General features: G+C 57.4%; 25 protein-coding genes. 6 read left to right on the forward strand and 19 right to left on the reverse strand.

Going from position 1 to position 25,416, the window contains the following annotated elements; all coding sequences use genetic code 11:
• Positions 1–55: 55 nt before the first annotated feature.
• Complete coding sequence (gene ilvD, locus ACZ5SR_RS09415; protein WP_464448480.1) at positions 56–1,759, forward strand: dihydroxy-acid dehydratase; 1,704 nt, start codon at positions 56–58, stop codon at positions 1,757–1,759.
• 103 nt (positions 1,760–1,862) lie between these two features.
• Here ilvD and ACZ5SR_RS09420 read toward each other — a convergent pair whose 3' ends face one another.
• Complete coding sequence (locus tag ACZ5SR_RS09420) at positions 1,863–2,270, reverse strand: GlcG/HbpS family heme-binding protein (protein ID WP_464448481.1); 408 nt, start codon at positions 2,268–2,270, stop codon at positions 1,863–1,865.
• 181 nt (positions 2,271–2,451) lie between these two features.
• On the opposite strand from ACZ5SR_RS09420, the gene ACZ5SR_RS09425 reads away from it, so the two are divergent.
• Positions 2,452–3,147 (forward strand): Bax inhibitor-1/YccA family protein, encoded by a 696-nt coding sequence (locus ACZ5SR_RS09425; RefSeq protein WP_464448482.1) that lies wholly within the window; start codon positions 2,452–2,454, stop codon positions 3,145–3,147.
• Between the two features lie 89 nt (positions 3,148–3,236).
• Here the strand turns inward: ACZ5SR_RS09425 and rlmD are convergent, their stop codons facing one another.
• From rlmD to surE, 5 genes are all read right to left on the reverse strand, one after another.
• Positions 3,237–4,673, reverse strand: a complete 1,437-nt coding sequence (rlmD, locus tag ACZ5SR_RS09430) for a 23S rRNA (uracil(1939)-C(5))-methyltransferase RlmD (RefSeq protein WP_464448483.1) — start codon at positions 4,671–4,673, stop codon at positions 3,237–3,239.
• 65 nt (positions 4,674–4,738) lie between these two features.
• The gene (locus ACZ5SR_RS09435) at positions 4,739–5,524 is read right to left on the reverse strand and encodes a 3'-5' exonuclease (RefSeq protein WP_464448484.1); all 786 of its coding nucleotides are present in this window, start codon (positions 5,522–5,524) and stop codon (positions 4,739–4,741) included.
• Positions 5,525–5,535: 11 nt separating this feature from the next.
• The gene (locus ACZ5SR_RS09440) at positions 5,536–6,381 is read right to left on the reverse strand and encodes a peptidoglycan DD-metalloendopeptidase family protein (RefSeq protein ID WP_464448485.1); all 846 of its coding nucleotides are present in this window, start codon (positions 6,379–6,381) and stop codon (positions 5,536–5,538) included.
• 14 nt (positions 6,382–6,395) lie between these two features.
• Positions 6,396–7,229 carry a protein-L-isoaspartate(D-aspartate) O-methyltransferase gene (locus tag ACZ5SR_RS09445; protein WP_464448486.1) on the reverse strand — a complete coding sequence of 278 codons (834 nt, stop codon included), beginning with the start codon at positions 7,227–7,229 and terminating at the stop codon, positions 6,396–6,398.
• The gene (surE, locus tag ACZ5SR_RS09450) at positions 7,226–8,002 is read right to left on the reverse strand and encodes a 5'/3'-nucleotidase SurE (protein WP_464448487.1); all 777 of its coding nucleotides are present in this window, start codon (positions 8,000–8,002) and stop codon (positions 7,226–7,228) included. The genes ACZ5SR_RS09445 and surE overlap by 4 nt, the downstream gene beginning before the upstream one ends.
• A gap of 166 nt (positions 8,003–8,168) precedes the next feature.
• Between surE and ACZ5SR_RS09455 the strand changes: the two genes are divergently transcribed.
• Complete coding sequence (locus tag ACZ5SR_RS09455) at positions 8,169–9,143, forward strand: NADPH:quinone oxidoreductase family protein (RefSeq protein WP_464448488.1); 975 nt, start codon at positions 8,169–8,171, stop codon at positions 9,141–9,143.
• Positions 9,144–9,248: 105 nt separating this feature from the next.
• Here the strand turns inward: ACZ5SR_RS09455 and clpA are convergent, their stop codons facing one another.
• Together clpA and clpS are read right to left on the reverse strand one after the other, a co-directional pair.
• Positions 9,249–11,588, reverse strand: a complete 2,340-nt coding sequence (gene clpA, locus ACZ5SR_RS09460) for an ATP-dependent Clp protease ATP-binding subunit ClpA (protein ID WP_464448489.1) — start codon at positions 11,586–11,588, stop codon at positions 9,249–9,251.
• A 57-nt stretch (positions 11,589–11,645) separates the two neighbouring features.
• A complete protein-coding gene (clpS, locus tag ACZ5SR_RS09465) occupies positions 11,646–12,005 on the reverse strand; it encodes an ATP-dependent Clp protease adapter ClpS (RefSeq protein WP_464448490.1) in 360 nt (119 codons plus the stop codon).
• 155 nt (positions 12,006–12,160) lie between these two features.
• On the opposite strand from clpS, the gene ACZ5SR_RS09470 reads away from it, so the two are divergent.
• Together ACZ5SR_RS09470 and ACZ5SR_RS09475 are read left to right on the forward strand one after the other, a co-directional pair.
• Positions 12,161–12,421, forward strand: coding sequence for a cold-shock protein (locus ACZ5SR_RS09470; RefSeq protein WP_464448491.1), 261 nt, complete (start codon positions 12,161–12,163; stop codon positions 12,419–12,421).
• A gap of 92 nt (positions 12,422–12,513) precedes the next feature.
• Complete coding sequence (locus ACZ5SR_RS09475) at positions 12,514–13,005, forward strand: DUF192 domain-containing protein (protein WP_464448492.1); 492 nt, start codon at positions 12,514–12,516, stop codon at positions 13,003–13,005.
• A 3-nt stretch (positions 13,006–13,008) separates the two neighbouring features.
• Here ACZ5SR_RS09475 and ACZ5SR_RS09480 read toward each other — a convergent pair whose 3' ends face one another.
• The 10 genes from ACZ5SR_RS09480 to rraA all read right to left on the reverse strand — a co-directional run bounded on the left by ACZ5SR_RS09480 (position 13,009) and on the right by rraA (position 22,900).
• Positions 13,009–13,356, reverse strand: coding sequence for a DUF1840 domain-containing protein (locus ACZ5SR_RS09480; protein WP_464448493.1), 348 nt, complete (start codon positions 13,354–13,356; stop codon positions 13,009–13,011).
• Between the two features lie 22 nt (positions 13,357–13,378).
• Positions 13,379–13,729, reverse strand: coding sequence for an integration host factor subunit alpha (locus ACZ5SR_RS09485; protein WP_062404946.1), 351 nt, complete (start codon positions 13,727–13,729; stop codon positions 13,379–13,381).
• Between the two features lie 9 nt (positions 13,730–13,738).
• The gene (gene pheT, locus ACZ5SR_RS09490; protein ID WP_464448494.1) at positions 13,739–16,183 is read right to left on the reverse strand and encodes a phenylalanine--tRNA ligase subunit beta; all 2,445 of its coding nucleotides are present in this window, start codon (positions 16,181–16,183) and stop codon (positions 13,739–13,741) included.
• 34 nt (positions 16,184–16,217) lie between these two features.
• Positions 16,218–17,255 carry a phenylalanine--tRNA ligase subunit alpha gene (pheS, locus tag ACZ5SR_RS09495; RefSeq protein ID WP_464448495.1) on the reverse strand — a complete coding sequence of 346 codons (1,038 nt, stop codon included), beginning with the start codon at positions 17,253–17,255 and terminating at the stop codon, positions 16,218–16,220.
• Between the two features lie 111 nt (positions 17,256–17,366).
• Positions 17,367–17,729 (reverse strand): 50S ribosomal protein L20, encoded by a 363-nt coding sequence (gene rplT, locus ACZ5SR_RS09500; protein ID WP_026036460.1) that lies wholly within the window; start codon positions 17,727–17,729, stop codon positions 17,367–17,369.
• A 25-nt stretch (positions 17,730–17,754) separates the two neighbouring features.
• Positions 17,755–17,958, reverse strand: a complete 204-nt coding sequence (gene rpmI, locus ACZ5SR_RS09505) for a 50S ribosomal protein L35 (protein ID WP_019428895.1) — start codon at positions 17,956–17,958, stop codon at positions 17,755–17,757.
• 134 nt (positions 17,959–18,092) lie between these two features.
• Positions 18,093–18,692: a translation initiation factor IF-3 gene (gene infC, locus ACZ5SR_RS09510; RefSeq protein WP_464451038.1), complete on the reverse strand. Its 600-nt coding sequence runs from the start codon at positions 18,690–18,692 to the stop codon at positions 18,093–18,095.
• Positions 18,693–18,778: 86 nt separating this feature from the next.
• Complete coding sequence (thrS, locus tag ACZ5SR_RS09515; RefSeq protein ID WP_464448496.1) at positions 18,779–20,698, reverse strand: threonine--tRNA ligase; 1,920 nt, start codon at positions 20,696–20,698, stop codon at positions 18,779–18,781.
• Positions 20,699–20,803: 105 nt separating this feature from the next.
• Positions 20,804–22,135 (reverse strand): isocitrate lyase, encoded by a 1,332-nt coding sequence (gene aceA, locus ACZ5SR_RS09520; protein ID WP_464448497.1) that lies wholly within the window; start codon positions 22,133–22,135, stop codon positions 20,804–20,806.
• A 249-nt stretch (positions 22,136–22,384) separates the two neighbouring features.
• The gene (rraA, locus tag ACZ5SR_RS09525) at positions 22,385–22,900 is read right to left on the reverse strand and encodes a ribonuclease E activity regulator RraA (RefSeq protein WP_464448498.1); all 516 of its coding nucleotides are present in this window, start codon (positions 22,898–22,900) and stop codon (positions 22,385–22,387) included.
• Positions 22,901–23,142: 242 nt separating this feature from the next.
• On the opposite strand from rraA, the gene ACZ5SR_RS09530 reads away from it, so the two are divergent.
• Positions 23,143–23,544, forward strand: coding sequence for an SWIB/MDM2 domain-containing protein (locus ACZ5SR_RS09530; protein WP_108407758.1), 402 nt, complete (start codon positions 23,143–23,145; stop codon positions 23,542–23,544).
• A gap of 126 nt (positions 23,545–23,670) precedes the next feature.
• Here ACZ5SR_RS09530 and ACZ5SR_RS09535 read toward each other — a convergent pair whose 3' ends face one another.
• Positions 23,671–25,371, reverse strand: coding sequence for a thiamine pyrophosphate-binding protein (locus ACZ5SR_RS09535; protein WP_464448499.1), 1,701 nt, complete (start codon positions 25,369–25,371; stop codon positions 23,671–23,673).
• Positions 25,372–25,416 lie beyond the last annotated feature (45 nt).

The raw sequence follows: 25,416 nt of genomic DNA on the forward strand, positions 1-25,416 counted from the left end.
CAAGCGCCCGTTAGAATGTGGCGACCTTCTTTTGGGCTTCTACCGAGACACCACCATGAGCGACAAAATCATCCCGATCACCCCCATCAACCGCCGCAGCGCCAACATCACACAGGGCAAATCCCGCGCCCCGAACCGCTCGATGTACTACGCCATGGGCTACGAAGAGGGCGATTTCGTCAAACCCATGGTGGGCGTGGCCAACGGCCACAGCACCATCACCCCTTGCAACAGCGGCTTGCAAAAACTGGCCGATGCGGCGATCCAAGGCATTGAAGAAGCCGGCGGCAACGCTCAGGTGTTTGGCACCCCCACCATCTCCGACGGCATGGCCATGGGCACCGAGGGCATGAAGTTCTCGCTGGTCAGCCGCGAAGTGATCTCGGACTGCATCGAGACCTGCGTGCAAGGCCAATGGATGGACGGCGTGCTGGTCGTTGGCGGCTGCGACAAAAACATGCCCGGCGGCATGATGGGCATGCTGCGTGCCAACGTGCCTGCCATTTATGTGTATGGCGGCACCATCTTGCCAGGCCGCTACCAGGGCAAAGACCTGAACATCGTGAGCGTCTTTGAAGCCGTGGGCGAGAACGCTGCGGGCAAGTTGAGCGACTTTGACCTGAAAGAAATCGAAAAGCGCGCCATTCCAGGCACAGGTTCTTGCGGCGGCATGTACACCGCCAACACCATGTCGTCGGCTTTCGAGGCGCTGGGCATGTCCCTGCCCTACTCTTCGACCATGGCCAACCCCCACGATGAAAAACAAAACTCGGCCAAAGAATCGGCCAAGGTGCTGATCGAAGCCATCAAGAAGGACTTGAAGCCACGCGACATCGTCACCAAAGAAGCCATTGAAAACGCCGTGGCCGTGATCATGGCCACGGGCGGCTCCACCAACGCGGTCCTGCATTTCTTGGCCATCGCCCACACCGCAGGCGTGGACTGGAGCATCGACGACTTCGAGCGCATGCGCAAAAAGATCCCCGTCATTTGCGACCTCAAGCCCAGCGGCAAGTACTTGGCGGTCGACCTGCACCAAGCGGGCGGCATTCCCCAAGTCATGAAAACCTTGCTGGCCGCCGGTTTGTTGCACGGCGACTGCATGACCATCACGGGCAAAACCATTGCCGAAAACCTGAAAGACATCCCAGACGTTCCCCGTGCCGATCAGGACGTGATTCGCCCGATCGACAAGCCCATGTACGCCGAAGGCCACCTCGCCATCCTCAAAGGTAACTTGTCGCCTGAAGGCGCTGTGGCCAAGATCACCGGCCTGAAAAACCCTGTCATCACTGGCCCAGCCCGTGTGTTCGACGACGAGCAATCGGCCCTCGAGGCCATTTTGGCGGGCAAGATCAAGGCTGGTGACGTGATGGTTCTGCGTTACCTCGGCCCCAAGGGCGGCCCTGGCATGCCTGAAATGCTGGCCCCGACGGGCGCGCTGATCGGCGCAGGTTTGGGTGAAAGCGTGGGCCTGATCACCGATGGCCGTTTCTCTGGCGGCACCTGGGGCATGGTGGTGGGCCACGTTGCACCCGAAGCAGCCGCAGGCGGCACCATCGCCTTTGTGAATGAAGGTGACAGCATCACCATCGACGCGCACAAATTGGTTTTGGAACTGAACGTGCCCGAAGCCGAATTGGCCAAACGCCGCGAAGGCTGGAAAGCACCCGAGCCCCGCTACACCCGTGGCGTTCAAGCCAAGTTTGCCTTCAACGCATCGAGCGCCAGCAAAGGCGCTGTGCTCGACTTGTATTGATCGCACGGTACAGTCAATAAAAAAAGCCCGCTGAATTCAGCGGGCTTTTTTGTGCGCTAAGCGGTGGGCAGACCTACATGGCCCGATTCCCCTCAGCCCTTGATCACAGGCCAATGGCTGCGATACCCGCTTTGGCGATCTGCGCGTCTTCATTCGACTTGACACCGCTGACACCGACTGCGCCCAGGCAAACACCATCTTTCATGATCGGCACACCGCCTTCGAGCATGCCCTGGATGGTAGGGGCCGACAAAAACGAAGTGCGACCACCGTTGATGATGTCTTCGTAGGCCTTTGTTTCTCTGCGGCCCATCGCAGCCGTGTGCGCCTTGGCAGGGGCGATGTGTGCAGACAGGGGGGCTGCGCCATCCAAGCGGGCAAAGTGCAGCAAATGGCCACCCGCATCCACGATGGCGATGCTCACCACCCAGTTGTTCTTGATTGCTTCGGCTTCGGCAGCAGCGGCAATGGCTTTGACATCGGAGAGTTCGAGGCTGGCTTGAGTTTTCATGGTGTTTACAGATCAGTTTAAAAAACATCAAGGATACACGGACCGAATGGCGTGATTGCACACCCCTGCGCAAAACTGATTCACCTGGATAACCCCATGGCAGTGCGGATATTGATGGTGGTACGCAGCCTCACCCTACAATGCAATGGCCCTGAAATCAGGGTTTACAGGAGAGACCCACATGAGCGACCTTCGCACACTGAACAGTACGGATTGGGGCCACGGCACCGACCTGGCCACACGCAACCGTGTTTTACGCAACACCTACTGGCTGCTGGCCCTGAGCTTGCTGCCCACCGTTTTGGGCGCTTGGCTGGGCGTGACCACTGGGATCACCCGCTCTTTGTCTGGCGGCGTCGGCTTGGTCGTCTTCATGGCCGGCGCTTTTGGCTTCATGTTCGCCATCGAGAAAACCAAAAACTCTGCAGCTGGTGTGCCCGTGCTGCTGGCCTTCACCTTCTTCATGGGCCTGATGCTCTCGCGCATGATCGCCATGGTCTTGGGCTTCAAAAACGGCTCTGACCTGATCATGACCGCATTTGCGGGTACCGCGGGTGTGTTCTTCGTCATGGCCAGCCTGGCCAGCACCATCAAGCGTGACATTTCAGGCATGTCCAAGTGGCTGTTTGTGGGGGCTTTGGCCATCATGATCGGCGGCATCATCAATGTGTTTGTCGGCTCCACCGTGGGCATGATGGTGATTTCGGTCATGGCGATTGGCATCTTCAGCGCTTACATGCTGTATGACCTCAAGCAGATCATCGACGGTGGTGAGACCAACTACATCAGCGCGACGCTGGCCCTGTACCTGGACATTTTCAACGTGTTCCAGAGCCTGTTGGCCTTGCTGGGCATCATGGGTGGTGAGCGCGACTGATTCCCTCTGTCCGCCCCATCAAAAAAGGCTCCCTCGGGAGCCTTTTTTGATGGGTGCAGAAACGATGGCCTGCGTAAGGGCTGCGGGGTTCAGTCCAACTCGAACACGGCCATGCTTTCCACATGCGCCGTGTGCGCGAACATGTTGATGACCCCTGCGGCCACGCAGCGGTAACCCGCTCGGTGCACCAGAATGCCGGCATCTCGGGCCAGTGTGGCAGGGTTGCAGCTGACATACACAATGCGCTGGGGGGGTGTCCAGCCCTGGCGCAAATCTCGGTTTTCATTCAACTCCGCCAGTGCCTTGCTCAGTGCGAAGGCCCCCTCACGAGGTGGGTCCACCAGCCATTTGTCAGCGGTGCCATCGGCCACCAGCATCTCGGGCGTCATCTCAAACAAATTGCGCGCGACAAACTCGGTGGGGGCCAAAGTTTGGCCTTCGGGCCGTGTGGCCTGGTTGCGGGCATAGTTGTCGCGTGAACGCGCAACCAGGGTCTCGGCCCCTTCTATGCCCAGCACCTTCCCCGCTTGCGTTGCCAGCGGCAAGGTGAAGTTGCCCAACCCACAAAACCAGTCGATCACCCGTTCGGTCTTTTGTGCGTGCAGCAAGCGCAGCGCACGTGTCACCAACACGCGGTTGATGAAGGGGTTGACCTGGGTGAAGTCGGTGGGCCTGAAAGGCATGGTGATGCCAAAGTCGGGCAAGCCATAACTGAGCTGCGCCCCGCCTTCGTCCAGCAAATGCACTGTGTCGGGCCCCTTGGGTTGCAGCCACCACTGCACCTGTTGCTCGGCGGCAAACGCCCGCAGCAGGGCTTTGTCACCCTCACTCAAGGGCTCCAGGTGGCGCAACACCAAGGCCGTGACCTCGTCGCCGCAAGCCAGCTCCAGCTGGGGCAAGGTCTCGCGAGCCTCCATCTGGCCAATCAGCGCACGCAAAGGCAGCAACAGGCGACTGACGTGAGGGGGCAGAACCGGACAAACTTTCATGTCGGCGATGTAGCGGCTTTTGCGTTCGTGAAAGCCGATCAGCACTTCGCCTTTTTTGATCACATAGCGAACCGACAAGCGGGCGCGGTAGCGGTAGCCCCATGTCGGCCCCTCGATGGGGCGCAGCATGGTTTCGGCTTTGACTTTGCCCAGATGCCACAAATTGTCTTCGAGCACCCGTTGCTTGATGGCCACTTGTGCCGAGGCCTCCAGGTGCTGCATCTTGCAGCCGCCACAGGCCCCGGCGTGCATGCCGAAATTCGGACAGCCCGGTCGCACGCGCTGCGACGACTCGTGGTGGATTTGGGTGACGGTGCCCTGCTCCCAGTTGTTCTTTTTGCGGTGCACGTTGACCGACACCAGCTCGAAGGGCAAAGCGCCTTCGATGAAAACCACTTTGCCATCGGGTCTGCGGGCGATGCCTTGGGCCTCCATGTCCAGAGAGCCCACACGCAGCCACCCCTCGGGCAGGTCGGCACTGGAGTGGCTGGGTTCGTCGGCGTGGGCTTGGGATAGGGAAATGTCTGGATCGCTCATGCCCCGATTGTCTCAGGATGTGGGCCCTGCCTTGAGGGTGCAGCACACAGTTTCAAAGGGAAACGTCAGGTCCAAGCTTGCAGGTACTCCTGCCAATGTGGCTCTTGCGGAGCCAAATTGCCCAACTGTTCTTGGACAAAGGCGATTTCCTGCGCGTACTCGGCCTCGGTGAAGCCGCCGCGCATTTTCTGGAAGCGGCAGTACAGCAAATAGGTGTTCATCACATCGGTTTCGCAGTAGCGCCGGATGTCTTCGGTGTGCCCAGCTTGAAACTGAGCATAAACCTGAGAGCCGTCCATGCCCAGCTTGCCCGGAAAGCCGCAAAGCTTGGCCAGGGCATCCATGGGGGCGTTGTTTTTTGGGGTGTACTTCGCCAGCAGGTCCATCAGGTCCAGGTGGCGCATGTGGTAGCGCGAGATGTAGTTGTTCCACTTGAACTCGCGGTCATCGTCACCTAAATCCCAGTACTTGTCAGCCACCACGCCGTGCATCAAGCCGCGGTAGTGCAGAACGGGCAAGTCAAATCCACTGCCATTCCAGCTGACCAATTGGGGGGCATGCTTTTCAATGGCTTGAAAAAAGGTCTGAACGACCTTGGCTTCGCTTTGGCCATCGCGGTCGACGAAGGAGTGAACACGCAAACCTTCGGCATTGCGAAACACGCAGCTGATGCACAGGATGCGCTGCAGGTACAGGGGCATGAAGTCGCTTTTGCCTTCTGCGGCCCGCTCGGCCTGCCACTGCGCATGCACTTGTGCGTCTGTTGACTGGGGGGCCGATGGGTTGAGTCGACGCCAGCCCGCCATGTCCGGGATGGTTTCGATGTCAAAAACCAGGACTGGCCAAGGCATGGGCGGGCTGCTCAGCGCGAAGGCAAAAACTTGGCCGGGTCTACGGGTTTGCCTTGTCGGCGCACTTCAAAGTGAAGTTTCACCCGGTCGGCATCGGACTTGCCCATCTCGGCAATTTTCTGGCCCTTGCGCACCTTTTGGTCCTCTTTCACGAGCAAAGCCTGATTGTGAGCATAGGCCGTCAAAAAAGTGTTGTTGTGCTTGAGGATGATCAGGTTGCCATATCCGCGCAAACCGGAGCCGGCATAAACCACCTGACCATCGGCAGCAGCCATCACGGGATCACCCGCTTTCCCCCCGATGTCCAAACCTTTGTTTTTGGCTTCATCAAAGCCGGCAAGCATCACGCCATTGGCGGGCCAAATGAACCCCAGGCCTTCGTCGTTGAGCGCGTTGTTTTGGGCAGCAGCTGGCTCTGGCTTGGACGGTGCGGCAGTGGCCGGAGCGTTGCCCGAAGGCGCAATCGGTCTGACCACAACCCCAGAGGTTTCAACCGAGGCACCTGGCGGCAGCACACGCAACACTTGACCAACTTCGATCAGATCGGGGTTGCTCAGATTGTTCCAACGGGCCAAATCACGCCAGCCTTGGCCGTTGTCCAGACCGATGCGGGTCAAGGTATCCCCTCGCTGAACGGTGTAAAAGCCAGGTTTACCCGCATTTTCACTGCCAGGCAGGGTTTTGACGGCCTCACCGGATGAGGTGGTGACAGGGCCGGACGATGTTTGGGGAGCACGGCTCATTCCCGCTCGGTCTTCGACAGGCGCGGGCACCCGCACAGAGGATGTGCAGGCGCTCAGCAAGGCCACGGTCAAAGTTGTCAAAACCAGGGGACGAAAAGGTAGGAATGAAGTCATCGGGTTTTACGTATTCAGGCGACGCCCGATTTTAGAGGTACAAAATGAACAGCTTCCAGCACTTGGCGTTCATAGCCCTGTGCGGTTTTTAAAATCACCACCAGTGCCTGATGCCCTGCAGGGGTGATGGTCGGGGCGATCAATCGCCCCCCCACGGCCAACTGCTCAAGCCAAGCGTCGGGGACAGCATCGCCTCCAGCCGCAGAGATGATGCCCGCATAAGGTGCGCCCTTGGGGTAGCCCAGCATCCCATCGCCAAAAATCAGGTGAACGTTGTGCAACCTGAATGGGCGCAAGTTGATTCGGGCCTTTTCGTGCAAACCGCGCAAACGTTCAATGCTGTAGACCTCGGTGGCCACATGGCTGAGCACGGCGGCTTGGTAGCCGCAGCCAGTGCCAATTTCAAGAATGCGACCCAGTTTCCCAGGGGCGTCTTGGCAAAGCAACTCGACCATTCTGGCCACCACATTGGGTTTGGAGATCGTCTGGCCCAATCCAATCGGCAAACTGGTGTCTTCGTAGGCTTGGTTGACCAAAGCGCTTTCGACAAAACGGTGGCGCTCAACCTGGCCCATGGCATCCAAAACGCGTGCATCTTGGACTCCTTGGTCTGCCAGTTTACGCACCATGCGCGCCCGTACGGCGACCGAGTCCAGACCCAAACCGGAGACGGCTGAAGCGGTTCGGGGTGCAACCCCACGCCCCTCTTTGGCCAACTGCTGGCTGGCGTTCAAACTGGGCGGGGGCGTAGAGACCTTGAGCCCAACAGCGCCCACTGCAGTTTTGCGCGCAGAACCAATGGACCCGGCGGGCGACAACTTGACTGGAAATCCAGGACGTTGGCTCATGCGTGGTCTTGCGGGGTCAAGCGTGTGAACGTTTGGGTCCATTGGTCCAAATGCGTGTGCTCCGTCAGATCGACCTTGAGGGGGGTGACCACGACATGGCCCAAACCTGCGGCATGAAAGTCGGTGCCCTCGCTGTCGTCCATGGCAGCACCCGCGTTGCCAATCCAGTACATGGTTTGACCTCGAGGGTCCACTTGGGTGATCACGGGCTCAGCCGCATGGCGACGGCCTAAGCGGCAGAGTTTGGGGGTTTTGATCTGGGCCAAAGGCAAATTGGGAATGTTCACATTCAAAAGCCAGGGCTGGCTCCCCACCACTGCACCCGTTCGCATTTGCTGCACCATCTCTTTGATTTTCTGGGCCGCCGAATCCAGGTGAGCCCAACCTTTGTCGATTTGCGAGACAGCGATGGCCGGAATGCCAAACAAATAGCCCTCCATGGCCGCACCCACGGTGCCTGAATAGAGGGTGTCGTCACCCATGTTCGCGCCATTGTTGATGCCAGAAATCACCAAATCAGGTCGGTAACCCAACAAGCCTGTCAGCGCAATGTGAACGCAATCTGCAGGGGTGCCATTCACATAGCGAAAACCGTTCTCAGCGCGGTGCACATACAAGGGCGTGTGCAAAGTCAATGCATTGGATTTGGCGCTGTTGTTGTGCTCGGGCGCCACGACCTCGACCTCCACGTCCGCCATGCTTTTGAGCGCATCGTGCAGGGCCACGATGCCCTCGGCGCGAAAGCCATCGTCGTTGGAAATGAGAATTTTCATGCGGAGTCCTGTCTGAACTGCGATTGTAGAGGGCGGCTGACTTTGGACAGTCCCGATCACACGGCAAACAAGCTTTCACGAATCGGTCGCTCGAGAGACATGCGCAGGCCCCTTGGCTTGCCTAAGATCAAGCCAATAGTCACAGCAATCAACAAGGAGAAGATGCATGCACGCATGGCTTTGCGAGAACCCAGTCGGGGTTGAAGCACTCAATTGGAAAGAACTCCCCACCCCCACCCCGGGGCCAGGCCAAGTTCTCATTCAAATTCAGGCTGCCAGCTTGAATTTCCCAGACCTCTTGATCGTTCAAAACAAGTACCAAATGAAACCGGAGCTGCCTTTTGTGCCGGGCTCAGAGTACGCGGGGCTGGTACAAGCCGTGGGCGAAGGTGTGACGCACCTGAAAGTCGGCCAAACGGTGGCTTGCTTGTCTGGTACGGGCGGTTTTGGCACCCACACCTTGGCGCCTGCCAAGCTGTGTATGCCTTTGCCCAATGGCTTTTCAGGAGTTGATGGTGCAGCCTTCATCATGACCTATGCCACGTCGCACCACGCCTTGGTGGACCGTGCAGCCTTGAAAGCCGGTGAAACTGTGCTGGTCTTGGGGGCGGCAGGTGGCGTTGGCACCGCGGCCATTCAAATCGCCAAAGCCATGGGAGCCAAAGTGATCGCGGCAGCATCCACCGACGAAAAATGTGCCTTGTGCACAACGCTGGGCGCCGACGCCACCATCAATTACAGCCGAGAAAACCTGCGCGAAGCCCTGAAAACGCTGACCGAAGGCAAAGGGCCCGATGTGGTTTACGACCCTGTGGGAGGTGACTTGGCTGAGCCAGCTTTCCGCTCCATCGCCTGGCGCGGCCGCTACTTGATGGTTGGTTTTGCAGGCGGCCCCATCCCCGCCCTGCCCCTGAATCTGCCCTTGCTCAAGGGCGCGTCATTGGTGGGCGTATTCTGGGGCGATTTTGCCAAGCGCGAACCCCAAGCCAATGCGGCCATGATGGGTGAATTGGCCCAGTGGTACGGCCAAGGTAAGATCAAGCCCGTGATCGACCGCACCTTGCCCATGAACGAGTTGAAGGCGGCCTACACCTTGATGGGCTCACGCAGCGTCAAAGGCAAACTGGTGATGGTGAACTGAGCTTTGGTACCTAAACGGCTACGCCGATGACCATGAAAAAAGGAGGCCTTGGCCTCCTTTTTTGTTGCTTAAGCCTTGTCAAGCGGCACAGGCCAATGCCAATCCTCAGCTGGCCGTGGCTTCTTCTGGCTCAGCAGGTTCTGAGCGCGAAGCACGACTTTCCTTCTTTGGATTGGGCGTGATGTCCAGTTGCACTTCGTCCTTGTCGTCGATGTCCACCGTGAGGCGTCCACCTTCGGTCAAGCGACCAAACAGCAGCTCGTCGGCCAGGGCCTTGCGGATGGTGTCCTGGATCAGGCGCTGCATGGGACGAGCGCCCATGAGCGGGTCGAAACCCTTCTTGCCCAGGAACTTGCGCAAGGCATCGGTGAAGGTGACCTCGACCTTTTTCTCGCCCAGTTGCGTTTCCAGTTGAAGCAGGAACTTGTCGACCACGCGCAAGATGATTTGCTCGTCCAAGGGCTTGAAGCTGACCATCGCATCCAGACGGTTGCGGAACTCGGGGGTAAACAGGCGCTTGATGTCGCCCATTTCGTCCCCGGCCTGCCGCGGGTTGGTGAAGCCAATGGTCGCCTTGTTCATGGTCTCGGCACCCGCGTTGGTGGTCATGATGATGATCACGTTGCGGAAGTCGGCCTTGCGTCCGTTGTTGTCGGTCAGTGTGCCGTGGTCCATGACCTGCAACAACACGTTGTAAATGTCCGGATGGGCTTTTTCGATCTCGTCGAGCAAGAGCACACAATGCGGCTTCTTGGTCACGGCTTCGGTCAACAGACCGCCTTGGTCAAAACCCACATATCCGGGAGGCGCGCCAATCAGGCGGCTGACCGCATGGCGCTCCATGTACTCGGACATGTCAAAGCGGATCAGGTCAATGCCCAAGATGTAAGCCAATTGCTTGGCGGCCTCGGTCTTGCCGACACCCGTGGGGCCAGAGAACAGGAAGGAGCCAATCGGCTTGTCGGTTTTGCCCAGGCCCGAGCGGGCCATCTTGACGGCCGAAGCCAGCACTTCAATGGCTTTGTCCTGACCGAACACCACCGACTTGAGGTCGCGCTCAATGGTCTGCAGTTTGCTGCGGTCGTCGTTGGACACATTGGCCGGCGGAATGCGCGCGATCTTGGCCACGATGTCTTCGATCTCGGTTTTGCCAATCGTTTTCTTGCGCTTGGACGCCACTTGGATGCGCTGCGCTGCGCCGGCTTCATCGATCACGTCAATCGCCTTGTCAGGCAACTGGCGGTCGTTGATGAACTTGGCCGACAACTCTGCAGCAGCCTGCAAAGCAGCGATCGTGTATTTGACGCTGTGGTGGTCTTCAAAGCGGCTCTTGAGTCCTTTGAGGATGTCCACTGTCTCGGACACGGTGGGCTCGACCACGTCCACTTTCTGGAAGCGGCGGGACAGGGCCGCGTCTTTTTCGAAGATGCCCCGGTATTCGGTGAAGGTGGTGGCGCCAATGCACTTGAGCTGGCCACTCGACAAGGCAGGCTTGAGCAGGTTGGACGCATCCAAGGTGCCGCCAGATGCCGCACCTGCACCGATCAAGGTATGGATTTCGTCGATGAACAGGATGCCGTTGGGTTTGTCCTTGAGCGACTTGAGTACGCCTTTGAGGCGTTGTTCGAAATCACCCCGGTACTTGGTGCCTGCGAGCAAAGCGCCCATGTCCAGCGAGTACACCGTGGCCTCGGCCAAGATGTCGGGCACGGTGCCCTGCGTGATGCGCCAAGCCAAGCCCTCGGCAATCGCCGTCTTGCCCACACCCGCCTCGCCCACCAGCAGTGGGTTGTTCTTGCGGCGACGGCACAGGATCTGGATCGTGCGCTCGACTTCGTATTCACGGCCGATCAGCGGATCGATCTTGCCTTCTTTGGCCGCCTGGTTCAGGTTGTTGGTGTACTGCTCCAAAGGCGAGGCTTTTTCGTTGCGCTCGCCCCCATTGCCACCCTCTTCGCTGTCTGAACTCGATGGGTTTTCAGCCGATTTGGCCGCTTCCGGCGGATCGCTTTTGCGGATGCCGTGCGCAATGAAATTGACCACGTCCAGACGTGTGATGCCCTGCTGGTGCAGGTAATACACGGCGTGCGAGTCCTTTTCACCAAAGATGGCGACCAGCACATTGGCTCCGGTGACCTCTTTTTTACCACTGCCTGTGGACTGCACATGCATGATGGCGCGCTGGATCACACGCTGAAAACCCAAGGTGGGTTGCGTGTCGACTTCTTCTGTGCCAGCCACTTGCGGTGTGTTGTCCTTGATGAAGTTGCCCAAGGCTTTCCGTAAATCATCAATATTGGCTGCACAAGCGCGAAGGACCTCAGCAGCGCTGGGGTTGTCGAGCAAGGCCAACAACAAATGTTCGACCGTGATGAATTCGTGGCGCTGCTGGCGGGCCTCAACAAAGGCCATGTGCAAACTGACTTCCAATTCTTGGGCAATCATGTGATTTCCTTTTTGCCTTGCTGAGAGAGATAAAGAAGATGTGGGGGAGAAACCACACTATTCAATGGGTTCACTGACACATTGCAGCGGGTGACCGGCCTGTTTGGCAGCGTCGAGCACCTGGTCCACTTTGGTGGCGGCGACATCACGGGAATAAACCCCGCACACACCTTTGCCATCCAGATGGATCTTGAGCATGATTTGCGTAGCTGCCTCGCGGTCCTTGCTGAAAAACTCCTGAATCACCATCACCACGAACTCCATGGGGGTGTAGTCATCGTTCAGCATGGCCACCTGGTACATCTGCGGTGGTTCTATTTTTTGGGATCGGCGTTCCAGAACCACCGAATCACCACCATCGGGCGCTCGGGGGGTCACGGTCGGCAGCGTAGGGTTTACAGGTTTTTTCGTTGCCATGAATTCATTCTATAGACGCTTTGGGCCATCTTGAGACAGACCAAAACAAAAGTCTTGAATGGAAATGGTCATCGCGACTGACATCGGGGAAAACCTCACATTGACAAAATTGATAATCGCGAATCACACTGAGCGCAACAATATGGAGACATCCCATGCCCAGTGGAACGGTCAAATGGTTCAACGATGCCAAAGGTTTTGGGTTCATACAGCCCGATGGCGGTGGACCAGACGCTTTCGCCCACTTTTCGGCCATCCAGTCAGAGGGCTACAAAAGCCTCAAGGAAGGTGCCCGAGTCAGCTTTGAGCTGAGCGAAGGCAGCAAAGGGCTGATGGCCGCTAACATTCAGGCCGAATTGGACGCTCCTGGGGCTGCGCTTCACGATTCAACACCGAATTCAAGCTCCGCAGATTGAGTATTGTGGTTGTAGAGGGTCCGAACATCCCTTGAAAGCGTGGGACTGCCTTTATCCTATGGCTTTTACCCTTGGCCCTGTTGCTTCAGACCATGAACATTTCCGTATCCTCGCTCCTGCCTGAGTCCCGCAAATGGCGACTATTTGGCGCTTTGGCACTGACATCGCTGAGTTTCAATGCCTGGACCCAAAACGGTCCACAGCTGAATTTAGCCAGAACCCAACTGCAAGCGGGCATGCACCGGCTGGATGTGCAACTGGCCCAGACCCCCGAGCAGCGCCAAATCGGTCTGATGTGGCGCAAGGAGATGCCGCAGCATGAGGGCATGTTGTTTGTGTTCGAACAAGCGACAACCCAGTGCTTTTGGATGCGCAACACCCTGATTCCCTTGACCGCTGCGTTCGTGGAGGACGATGGCACCATCGTCAATCTGGCCGACATGCAGCCGCAAAAAGACGACTCGCACTGCTCCAGCAAACCCGTGCGTTTTGTGCTGGAGATGAACCAAGGCTGGTTCGCCAAGCGGCAAATCAAGCCCGGCTACAAGCTCGTCGGCACCGTTTTCAACAAACGGCCCAGTTGAGCGTTACACGCCCCAGACCATGTCGGACGGGTGGGCCACGCAGTGCTTGAGCAGCTTGAGCATGGGGCTGGCCCTTTGTGCAAGGCGCACCGGGTCAAGGGTCTCAGCCATGGCATCTTGCGGCTTGTCTGCAGGCGCTGAGACTTTTTGCGCCTCTTGGCTGCGCTGCAAACGGGCCGCCTCGTCCTGAGCCACAGCCGACTCCAGCTTGGCGATGGCCGCAGGCAGGTCCTTCGCCAAAATGATGCCTTTGTCAGGGTCATGACCCAACATGATGTGCAGCAGCCTGCGGGCATCGGCCTCCAGCATGATGAGGTCGCTGGTGACTTGAGATTTGAACTTGAACAACATGGGCACTCCAATCAGGAATGATTCAGCGGCCCACGGTCTCCACACCTTCGTCGTCAACGGCATCGCCCTGAATCAAGGCCTTGAGTTTATGGCTGGCATGGAAGGTCGCAACACGACGTGCATCAATAGGGATCAATTCTCCGGTGCGTGGGTTGCGCCCAGGACGCGCGGCCTTGGTACGGATCTGAAAATTACCAAAGCCGGAAATCTTCACATCGTCACCCGCAATCAGGCTGTCCACCATCAGGTCAAAGAACGCATCGACCATGTCCTTGGACTCGCGCTTGTTCAAGCCGATCTGCTCGAACAGCAAATCGGCCAGGTGCGCCTTGGTCAGGGCTGGGGTTTCCAGAGATTCAAAACTGATTTGCATCACACGACCTCAAGCACGCAGCCGTGCAGCCACTTGCGCTGACAGGCTGGCCATGACAGCGCTCATGGCGGTTTCAATCTGGGCATCGGTCAAGGTGGCCTCGTCGCTGTGCAAGCTCAAACGCACCGCCAGACTTTTCTCGCCCACAGCCAAACCGCCGGAGGCTTCCGTCTTGGGGCGGTAGACATCAAACAACACCGCATGGCGCAGCAAACCCTGGGTCGGGGCGCTGTGGATGGCCTGCATCAACTGGGCATGTGTGACCTGTTCGCGCACGATCACAGCGATGTCGCGCTCCACCGCTTGCAACTTGGCCACGGGTTGAGCCACAGGGACGCTGCGTTGAGTGACCGCATCCAAATCGAGCTCGAACAGGACAGGTGCGTGTGGCAAGTCCCAGGCCTGACGCCAGCGTGGGTGCAACTCACCCACATGACCGATCACAAGGCCGTTCAGCAGCACTTGTGCCGAACGTCCGGGGTGCAAGGCGGGGTGTTCGGCGGCCACAAATTCGGCCCGAGCCGGGGCCAGTAAACGCTCGACGTCGGCTTTGATGTCAAAGAAATCCACCAGACGCGACTTGCCGGTCCAGTTCAATGGTTCCAGCGGGCCCCAGGCCATGCCTGAAACTTTCATGGGCTGATCGAAACCCTCTACGGTGGTGTCGTTACTTTGCACGGCTTCATTACGCAAAAACACGCGCCCCAACTCAAACACGCGCACGCGGTCGGCCTTGCGGTCGGCGTTGAACTTGACCACCTGCAAAAGCGAACCGATCAGGCTCGAACGCATCACGCTCATCTGGCTGGCGATTGGATTGAGCAAGCGGATCGGGTTGGCATTGCCCGCCAGATCGCGCTCCCAGCTCTCTTCGACAAAGCTGTAGTTGATGGTTTCCTGATAGCCCAGGGCTGCAATGGCGCGGCGCACGGCCGACGGGCTGCGCTCGGTCTCTGGGCGCACCTTGGCGGTGATGGGCGCCAGCGGTGGGTTCGTGGGCAGGTTGTTGTAGCCCACCATGCGAGCGACTTCCTCGATCAAGTCTTCTTCGATCTGCAAGTCAAATCGGAAGCTGGGCGGCGTCACGGTGACGGTGCCCTCGCCTTCAGACACTTGCAAGCCCAGGCCCCGCAAGGCGTCTGCGCATTGCTGCTGGGTCAAAGGCATGCCAATGACCTTGACCGCACGGGCCACGCGCAACGTGACGGGCTTGATGGCTGGGATGTTCAGAGTCTGATCGTCGATGGGGCCGACTTGGGTCTCGGGCGTGCCGCAAATGTCGAGCACCAGCTGGGTGATGCGCTCGATGTGCTCCACCGTCAGCTGCGGGTCTACACCACGTTCGAATCGGTGACCTGCATCGGTCGAGAAGTTGTAGCGGCGCGAACGGCCAGCAATCGAGGTGGGCCACCAGAAAGCGGCTTCGATGTAAATGTTTTTCGTGTCGTCGGACACGGCGGTGGCGTCGCCACCCATGATGCCCGCCAACGATTCGACTTGGCTGTCGTCAGCGATCACGCCGACCTTCTCGTCCACGGTCACGGTGTTGCCGTTGAGCAGTTTGAGCGTCTCACCGGCCTGACCCCAGCGCACTTGCAGGCCCCCGTGGATTTTGTCGAGGTCAAAGATGTGCGAAGGACGGCCGAACTCGAACATCACGTAGTTGGAGATGTCCACCAGCGGGCTCACGCTGCGCTGACCGCAACGGGCCAGGCGGTCGACCATCCACTGAGGGGTTTTGGCCTTGGTGTTCACGCCCTTGACCACACGACCGCTGAAGCGACCGCACAGGTCCGTTGCGTGCACTTTCACAGCCAGCTTATCGCTGACCTGTGTGGCCACAGCCGGGAAATTCGGAGCTTTCAAAGGCGCACCGGTCAAGGCCGACACTTCCCGGGCAATGCCGTACACGCTCAGGCAATGCGCCAGGTTCGGCGTGAGCTTGAGCGTCATCAGGGTGTCGTCCAGATTCAAGTACTGGCGAATGTCTTGTCCCAGCGGCGCGTCTGTGGGCAACTCCAGCAGGCCGCCGTGGTCATCGGCAATCTGCAGTTCTTTGGCCGAGCACAGCATGCCCTGGCTTTCAACGCCGCGCAGCTTACCCACTTTGATCAGGAACGGTTTGCCGTCCTCGCCCGGAGGCAACTCGGCGCCCACCATGGCGCAAGGCACACGAATGCCCACGCGGGCATTGGGTGCACCACACACAATGTTCAACAAGGCGCCCTGCCCCTCATCCACCTGGCCTACATCGACTTTGCAGATGCGCAGGCGGTCGGCGTTGGGGTGTTGCACGGCTTCCTTGATTTCGCCAACCACAATTTTTGTGAACGGCGGGGCCACGGGCTCGAGCTCTTCCACTTCGAGACCCGCCATGGTCAAGGTGTCGGCCAGTTGCTGGGTTGTCAGGGGCGGGTTGCAAAACTCGCGCAACCAGGATTCGGGAAATTGCATGACTCGTGTCTCGTGTATCGGACTGGGAATGGAATTACTGAAACTGGCTCAGGAAGCGCACATCGCCGTCAAAGAACAGGCGCAGGTCGTTCACACCGTAGCGCAGCATGGTGAACCGGTCCATGCCCATGCCAAAGGCAAAACCAATGAACTGCTCGGGGTCGAGGCCCATGTTGCGCACCACGTTCGGGTGAACTTGGCCGGAGCCGCCCACTTCGAGCCAGCGACCGGCCAAGGGGCCGCTTTGGAACTGGATGTCGATCTCGGCGCTGGGCTCGGTGAAGGGGAAAAAGCTGGGACGGAAGCGCAAGACCAAGTCATCGCTTTCAAAGAAGGTGCGGCAGAAATCGGTGACCACCACCTTCAGGTCTTTGAAGCTCACGTTCTCACCAATCCACAGGCCTTCGCACTGGTGGAACATCGGAGAATGGGTGGCATCGCTGTCCACACGGTAGGTGCGTCCTGGGGCGATCACGCGGATCTCGGGCATGCCTTGGCCCGCGTCGAGTTGGTTTTTGTAGCGTTTGACGTGCTGCACCGCATGGCGGATCTGCATGGGGCTCGTGTGTGTGCGCAGCAGATGACCGCCTTCGACGTAAAAGGTGTCGTGCATGGAGCGGGCTGGGTGGTCTTCGGGCGTGTTGAGCGCAGTGAAGTTGAACCAGTCGGTCTCAATCTCAGGGCCTTGGGCCACTTCAAAACCCATGGAGCCAAAAATGTTTTCAACCCGCTCGAGCGTGAGCGAGACGGGGTGCAAACCGCCCACATTGCTGCTGCGCCCTGGCAGCGTCACATCCAGCGCTTCGGCTTTGAGTTGGGCTTGCAATTCGGCATCGGCCAGCGCCTGGCGTTGTGCGTTGAGTGCGGCCTCGATCGCCTGCTTGGCGATGTTGATGGCGGCACCACGGGTTTTCTTGTCTTCCACGCTCAGAGCGGCCATGCCCTTCATCAGCTCGGTGATGCGACCGGCTTTGCCCAAAAATTGGGCCTTGGCGTTTTCGAGATCAGCAGGTGTCAGTGCCTGCACAAAACTCTGGCGGGCGGATTCAACCAGGGTGTCCAACTCGTTCATGGTGGGAATTTCGTAGATGACAAAATAAAAAAGGGATTGAAGCTTTTGCGAGCCTCAATCCCTTTGATCGAGTGCGTGCCACAGGCCCGAGGGCCCGTGTCACTCATGGACTCAAGCTGCAGCCAGTTTGGCTTTGACTTGGTTCACGATGCCAGCAAAAGCGGCCTTGTCGTGCACGGCGATGTCCGCCAGCATCTTACGGTCGATTTCGATGGCAGCCTTCTTCAGGCCGTTGGCGAACTGGCTGTAGGTCAGACCGCATTCACGCGCAGCGGCGTTGATACGGGCAATCCACAACTGACGGAACACACGCTTTTTGGTGCGGCGGTCACGGTAGGCGTATTGGCCAGCCTTCATCACCGCCTGTTTGGCGATGCGGAAGACATTGCCGCGGCGACCGCGGAAACCTTTTGCAAGGGCCAAAACTTTCTTGTGACGGGCGCGTGCCGTTACACCACGTTTAACGCGAGGCATATTTATTCTCCTTGTTCGTCAGTAATTACAGGCCAGCCATGGGCAGCATCTGAGCGATGTGACCCATATTGGTCTCATGCACAGCCACTGCACCGCGAAGGTGGCGCTTGTTTTTGGTGGTCTTCTTGGTCAGGATGTGACGTTTGAAGGCTTGGCCGCGTTTAACGGTTCCACCTGGACGAACACGGAAGCGCTTTTTGGCGCTGCTTTTGGTCTTCATCTTGGGCATATCAATGCTCCTTTAATTGTGCTCGTGAGGCGTCTGCAAAAAGTTTGCAGCCTTGTTGGCCCCGAGCCACTTTTAACAAAAACTGCCTTGCGACAGCTTTTGATTCGATATGCCCGAAGGCACATCAAACCTTTTTAAGCCGGATCTGCGGGTGCTGCAGCATCTGCTGCCTTGCCACCCGCGGTCGGCTTCTTACGCCCTGGCGCGATCATCATGATCATCTGGCGGCCTTCCAATTTGGGAAACTGCTCCACGATGATGGAATCGGCCAATTCGTCGCGAATCCGGTTCAACAAGGCCATACCCAACTCTTGGTGGGTGATCTCGCGACCGCGGAAACGCAAAGTGATCTTGCATTTATCGCCATCTGCCAAAAATCGGCGGATGTTGCGCATTTTGATGTTGTAGTCACCATCGTCGGTACCAGGACGGAACTTGACTTCTTTGATGTCAATGACCGTTTGCTTGGCTTTGGCTTCTGCCGCACGCTTTTGCTCTTGGTACTTGAACTTGCCGTAGTCCATCAAACGGCAAACCGGCGGCGTGGCGGTGGCGGCAATTTCAACCAAGTCCACATCCATTTCACCGGCCAAGCGCAAGGCCTCTGCCAGCGACAAGATACCCATAGGCTCGTTGTCAGGACCAGACACCCTGACTTCAGGGGCCATGATTTCACGGTTCAAACGGTGTTTACGTTCTTCGCGTTGGCGACGATCACGAAATTCGGTAGCGATGACTCAATCCTTTACGGAACAAAACTGCGACATGCAGCCCATCCATCTTTGTGCCCACGGGCCAAAGCTTGTGGCGAAACTCACCTTCAGGCTTTAGAAGCAATGTCGGCAGCAATGAGTTCTATGAACGCATCGATCGACATCACACCGAGGTCTTTGTTGCCTCGGGCGCGCACTGCGACGGTACCTGCTGCCTTTTCTTTGTCGCCAGCGACAAGGATGTAAGGCAGCTTTTGCAACGAATGCTCTCGTATTTTATACGTGATTTTCTCGTTGCGCAGGTCCAAATCGACCCTAAGGCCTTGATTTGACATCGATTTTTGCAGTTTTGCAGCGATTTCACGACAGTAATCAGACTGCGCATCGGTGATGTTGAGCACGGACACTTGCAGAGGCGCCAGCCACGTGGGCAAGGCACCTGCATGTTGCTCGATCAAAATACCGATGAAACGCTCCATGCTACCCACAATGGCGCGGTGCAAGATCACGGGGCGCTGGCGAGAGCCGTCTTCGGCCGTGTACTCGGCGTCCAGGCGCTCAGACAAGTTGAAATCAACTTGAATCGTGCCGCACTGCCACTCACGCCCGATGGCGTCTTTCAGGGTGTATTCGATCTTGGGGCCATAGAAAGCACCGTCGCCTTCGGAAATCACAAATTCGCAACCGGAGTCACGCAAGCTGTCCATCAACGCTTTTTCAGCCTTGTCCCAGAGCTCGTCCGATCCGATACGGGCCGCCGGGCGTGTGGAGACCTTGTAGAGAATGTTGGTGAAACCGAAATCAGCATAGACTTTCTTGAGCACCTTGGTGAAGGTGTCGCACTCGGGCAGGATTTGGTCTTCGGTACAGAAAATGTGACCATCGTCCTGCGTAAAACCACGCACACGCATGATGCCGTGCAGGCCGCCGGAAGGCTCATTGCGGTGACACTGGCCAAATTCACCATAACGCAGTGGCAGGTCGCGGTAGCTCTTGATACCCTGCTTGAAGATCAAAATGTGGCCTGGGCAGTTCATCGGCTTGAGCGCGTAGTCGCGCTTTTCCGACTCGGTCGTGAACATGTTGTCACGGTACTTGTCCCAGTGACCGGTTTTTTCCCACAAGCTCTTGTCAATGATCTGCGGGCCTTTGACCTCGTGATAGCCATTGTCGCGGTAGACCTGACGCATGTACTGCTCAATGGTTTGCCAAACCGTCCAGCCCTTGGGGTGCCAAAACACCAAACCAGGTGCATGTTCGTCAATGTGGAACAAATCCAGCTCGCGACCCAATTTGCGATGGTCACGTTTTTCAGCTTCTTCCAAGCGCACCAGATACTGCTGTAAGTCGTCCTTGCTGGCCCAGGCCGTGCCATACACACGTTGCAGCATCTCATTTTTGCTGTCCCCGCGCCAATAGGCACCGGCCACCTTCATGAGTTTGAAGTGTTTGAGCTTGCCAGTGCTGGGCACGTGTGGGCCACGGCAAAGGTCTTCGAAATTGCCTTCGCGATAAAGGCTAACCTCCTGATCGGCGGGGATGCTGGCAATGATTTCAGCCTTGTAATGTTCGCCCAGACCCTTGAAATAGGCCACGGCCTCATCACGTGGCAGGACACGACGCACCACAGGCTCGTCCTTATTGGACAGCTCGGTCATGCGTTTTTCAATGGTCGCCAAATCATCTGGCGTAAATGGACGGGAATAAGAGAAGTCGTAATAAAAACCGTTGTCGATCACAGGACCGATGGTGACTTGTGCCTCTGGGAACAAATCCTTCACAGCGTACGCCAACAAATGGGCGGTCGAGTGACGGATCAACTCCAAACCTTCAGAATCCTTGGCGGTGACGATGGCCAGTTGCGAATTGCTCGCCATGCTGAAGCTGGTGTCCACCAATTGACCGTTGACCTTGCCACCCAAAGCGGCCTTGGCCAAACCTGCGCCAATCGAAGCGGCCACCTCGGCGACCGTGACCGGGCCTGGAAACTCGCGCAATGAACCGTCGGGAAGGGTAATCTGAACCATGTCTGTAAAAGTAAAAAAGCGCGGCAAAGGCCGCGCTTGAAAGAAGTGTCTAAACGCTGAGGACAGATTTTAGCCGCCCTCGCCTTCAGCCTCTTGAGAAGTCGATCAGTGGAACTGCTCTTCTTCAGTAGAACCGGTCAAGGCCTTCACAGAAGACGACCCGCCCTGGATCACGGTGGTCACGTCGTCGAAGTAACCTGCGCCGACTTCTTGCTGGTGGGACACGAAGGTGTAACCCTTGTCGCGGGCTGCGAACTCAGGCTCTTGCACCATTTCGGTGTAATGCTTCATGCCTTCGCCGCGAGCGTAAGCGTGTGCGAACTGGAATGTGTTGAACCAGTTGATGTGGATACCCGCCAATGTGATGAACTGGTACTTGTAACCCAAAGCCGACAGGTCGTCCTGGAAGGATGCGATCTGGCTGTCGTTGAGGTTTTTCTTCCAGTTGAACGATGGCGAGCAGTTGTAAGACAGCAGCTTGCCAGGGCAAGCAGCGTGCACAGCTTGCGCGAATTCGCGGGCAAAGCCAATGTCTGGCACGCCCGTTTCGCACCACACCAAGTCGGCATAGGGGGCGTAAGCCACACCGCGGCTGATGGCTTGCTCCAAACCGTTTTTGACGCGGTAGAAACCTTCTTGTGTGCGCTCGCCCGTCAGGAAAGGCTTGTCGTTGGCGTCGTGGTCAGAAGTGATCAGGTTGGCCGCTTCGGCATCGGTTCGGGCCAACACGATGGTGGACACGCCCATGACGTCGGCAGCGAAACGCGCAGAGATCAACTTTTCGCAGGCTTCTTGTGTTGGAACCAACACTTTGCCGCCCATGTGACCGCATTTCTTCACAGCAGCCAATTGGTCTTCGAAGTGAACGCCAGCAGCGCCCGAAGCGATCATGTTCTTCATCAATTCGAACGCGTTCAACACGCCACCGAAACCGGCTTCAGCATCGGCCACGATGGGGAGGAAGTAATCAATGAAGTCTTTGGAGCCTGGCTCGATGCCACGGCCCCACTGAATTTCGTCAGCGCGCTTGAAAGTGTTGTTGATGCGGCGAACCATGGTCGGCACCGAGTCGTACGCATAGAGCGATTGGTCTGGGTACATGGTTTCAGAAGTGTTGCCGTCCGCGGCAACTTGCCAGCCCGACAGGTAAACCGCTTCCAAGCCAGCTTTGGCTTGTTGCATGGCTTGACCAGCAGAGATGGCGCCGAATGCGTTGACGTAACCTTTCTTGGCGCCGCCGTTGACTTTTTCCCAGAGCTTTTCTGCACCACGCTTGGCAAGAGTGTGCTCAATGGGCATGCTGCCGCGCAGACGCACGACATCGGCTGCGGAGTAACCGCGCTTGACGCCTTTCCAGCGTGGGTTGGTGGCCCAGTCTTTTTCGAGGGCGGCGATTTGCTGTTCACGGCTCAGTTGTTGAGTGAGGTTGGCTGGCATGGTGGACTCCTGAAGTCAAGTTGAAATCGGGCGATGTGGGCAGCGAATTCTGCTTCGTCGGTGCATTCATCTTAACTCTTATACAAGACCACGAAACATTCTTATGTCTTATACAAGACATATTTTTATTTGTTCAAAATCAACAACTTATTTAGATTATTTTGCAATGTGGTTTTGTATTTTCCATATTGAGAAATAATGCGGCGGTGCAACAAGGTTATTTTTCAAATCATGAAAAATGTGAACGGCTTATGAAATATGAAGTGGGACGCGGCTGAGCACCATGCCATCGGGATCAGCGTACAACCAATCACCGGTGTGAACACGGGTGCCTTGAACCCTAATGCTCCCACCTGTATGACCCTGCCCGGCACGCATGGTGGGCATGGGGTTCAAAGCCAAGGCGCGGATACCGAGGGGCAAAAGATTTATTTCAGAAAGATCGCGAACGCAACCATCGATCACAACGCCCGCCCAACCTTGACGCGCTGCAGCAGCGGCCAAATTGCCACCAAGGAAGGCCCGTTGCAAACAACCAGCGCCGTCCACGACCAAAACACGACCTAGCCCCTCGGACTCCACAGCGCTTTTGACGTGGCTGTTGTCTTGATAGCACTTGACGGTCAACACTTGACCGAAAAATGAGGTTCGTCCACCAAAGTCTTTGAAAACAGGCAACAGAACCCTGAAGTCATCCGTGTCGGAGGCTTTGTGTGCATCACAAAAATCACAGGTAGAAAAAGAAATTGCAGTGCTCATCACCATCACCCTAAAGATCAAAAAACCGAGTGGACTGGATGCGTCTTACACAGCCCATACGCACTGTGACAGTGCGAATCACGCATCCAATTGGAAAAAAGCTTGAATCTGCCGGCAAATCAGGAACAACCCCTATAGAAAAATCAGAATTCAGCTTGGAAAGTCGCTGTTTCTCCAGTAGCATGCAGGCAGCTGGAAACAAACTGTTACTCAGCGACGAACCAACTTCCGTTCAAAGGAATTCCATCATGGCAACTGCGAAGAAAACCCCGGCAACTAAAGCTGCTCCCGCTAAAAAAGCAGCACCGGCCAAGAAAGCTGCTCCAGCGAAAAAAGCTGCAGCACCCGCTAAAAAAGTAGCGGCCAAAGCGCCCGCCAAAAAAGCGGCACCAGCGAAAAAACGCACCCCTAATCCTGCTTTCATGAAAGCCTTGACACCCAGCGCAGCTCTGGCTGCCGTGGTGGGTGCAACGCCTCTGCCACGCACAGAAGTGGTCAGCAAAATGTGGGTTTACATCAAGAAGCACAACCTGCAAGACAGCGTGAACCGCCGTGCGATCAATGCCGACGACAAGCTCAAGGCTGTGTTCGGCAAGGCACAAGTCACCATGTTCGAAATGGCTGGCCTGATTGGCAAGCACCTGAAGTAATTCAGTTGCCCTGCCTAGCGCACCCAACAAAAAACCCGCCTCGGCGGGTTTTTTGTTGGGTGAAGAAATCTTGAATCAAAGGGCAGGAAGCCAAGGCTCTGCACCAACGGTGCAAAACACGTTGACTCAATCGCCTTCTTGTCGGGCCAAAGCGGCTTGGGTAATGGCGCTCAAGGTACCACGCGTGGTAATCACCTCTGGATCGAGCATGATTTCAATGAGCGTGCCCTGTGGACGCGCAATGGCTTCTATCAAAGCCGATTCAAATGCCTGGGTTTGCTCAATGCGCACCCCCACGTAACCATAAGCAGATGCCAAAGCAGCAAAGTCCGGATTTTGCAGTTTGGAGCCCGTCACATGGTCTGGATATTCGCGCTCTTGGTGCATGCGGATGGTGCCGTACATGCCGTTGTTCAACAACACAATGATGCTCTTGCCACCATGCTGGACCGCAGTGGCCAATTCCTGACCGTTCATCAAAAAGTCGCCATCGCCTGCGATGGTGAAGGCCAAACGACCCGTCAACAAATTGGCTGCAATGCCAGCAGGCACGCCATAACCCATAGCGCCCACTGTGGGGGCCAACTGGATTTTGTGGCCTTTGACCAAGCCGTGGTGCTTGTAGAAACGGTGCATCCAGCTGGCGAAATTGCCTGCGCCGTTGGTCAGCACAGCGTCGTGGGGCAAATGCTTTTGCAGCGTGGCCACGATGGCGGGCATGTCGATGTCACCCGGCAAGGCCTGTGGCGTGAGGTTGTTCAGGTAGTCGGTGTGCGCTGCTTGCGTCCAATCGGCCCAAGGCAGCTCGGTGGGCGCACTCAAAACTTCCAGGCTGCGGGCAGCCGCATTCATGGTGGCATTGATGGCCAAATCGGCTTGGTAAACCCGGTTGAGCTCTTCGGCGCTGGCATGGATGTGCACCAGCTTCTGGCGGGTTTTGGGTGCTTGCAGCAAGGTGTAGCCCCCAGTGGTCATTTCACCCAAGCGAGGGCCAATGGCCACAATCAAATCGGCATCGCGCACGCGCTGAGCCAGCGCTGGACCAATGCCGATGCCCACATCCCCGGCGTACAAAGGGTGGTGGTTGTCAAAGGTGTCCTGAAAACGGAAGGCATTGGTCACCGGCAACTGCCAGTTTTCGGCAAAGCGCTGCAAGGCTTGCGCCGACTGTGGTGTCCAGCCACCGCCGCCCGCAATCACCAATGGTTTGCGAGCCGCCAACAGCATGTCACGCAGCGTGCGCAAAGCACCCGGGTCGCTCCAAGCCTGTACCGGCTCCACGCGACCCAAGGCCTGCGCTTTGACGGGTCGGGTCAACATGTCTTCGGGCAATACCAAGACGACCGGGCCAGGGCGGCCATTCATGGCGGTGGCAAAGGCACGTGCCACATACTCCGGCAAGCGCTCAGGATCGTCCACCCGCTCTACGCGTTTGGCCATGCCTTTGGTGGAGGGACCAAAAAAGTGGGTGTAATCCATTTCCTGGAAGGCCTCACGGTCTCGCGTGTCGCTGGCCACATCGCCGACAAACAAGATCATGGGCGTGGAGTCTTGGAACGCGGTGTGCACCCCTATCGAGGCGTTGGTGGCACCCGGCCCGCGCGTGACAAAACAGATGCCGGGGCGACCGGTCAGTTTGCCTTGGGCCTCTGCCATGAAGGCCGCCCCACCCTCTTGCCGACAGGTCACAAAGTTGAGTTGATCGCGGTACAGGTGAAAGCCATCGAGCACCGCCAGATAACTCTCACCAGGCACGCCGAACGCATGGGTAACGCCTTGGGCCAGAAGGCATTCAACGAGCAAGTGGCCAGCAATTTTTGAAGTCATGGCCGCATTGTGCACAAGCCGCTTCCCCGTCTGTGTCACCACCGT

This window comes from Limnohabitans sp. TEGF002, assembly GCF_055395845.1.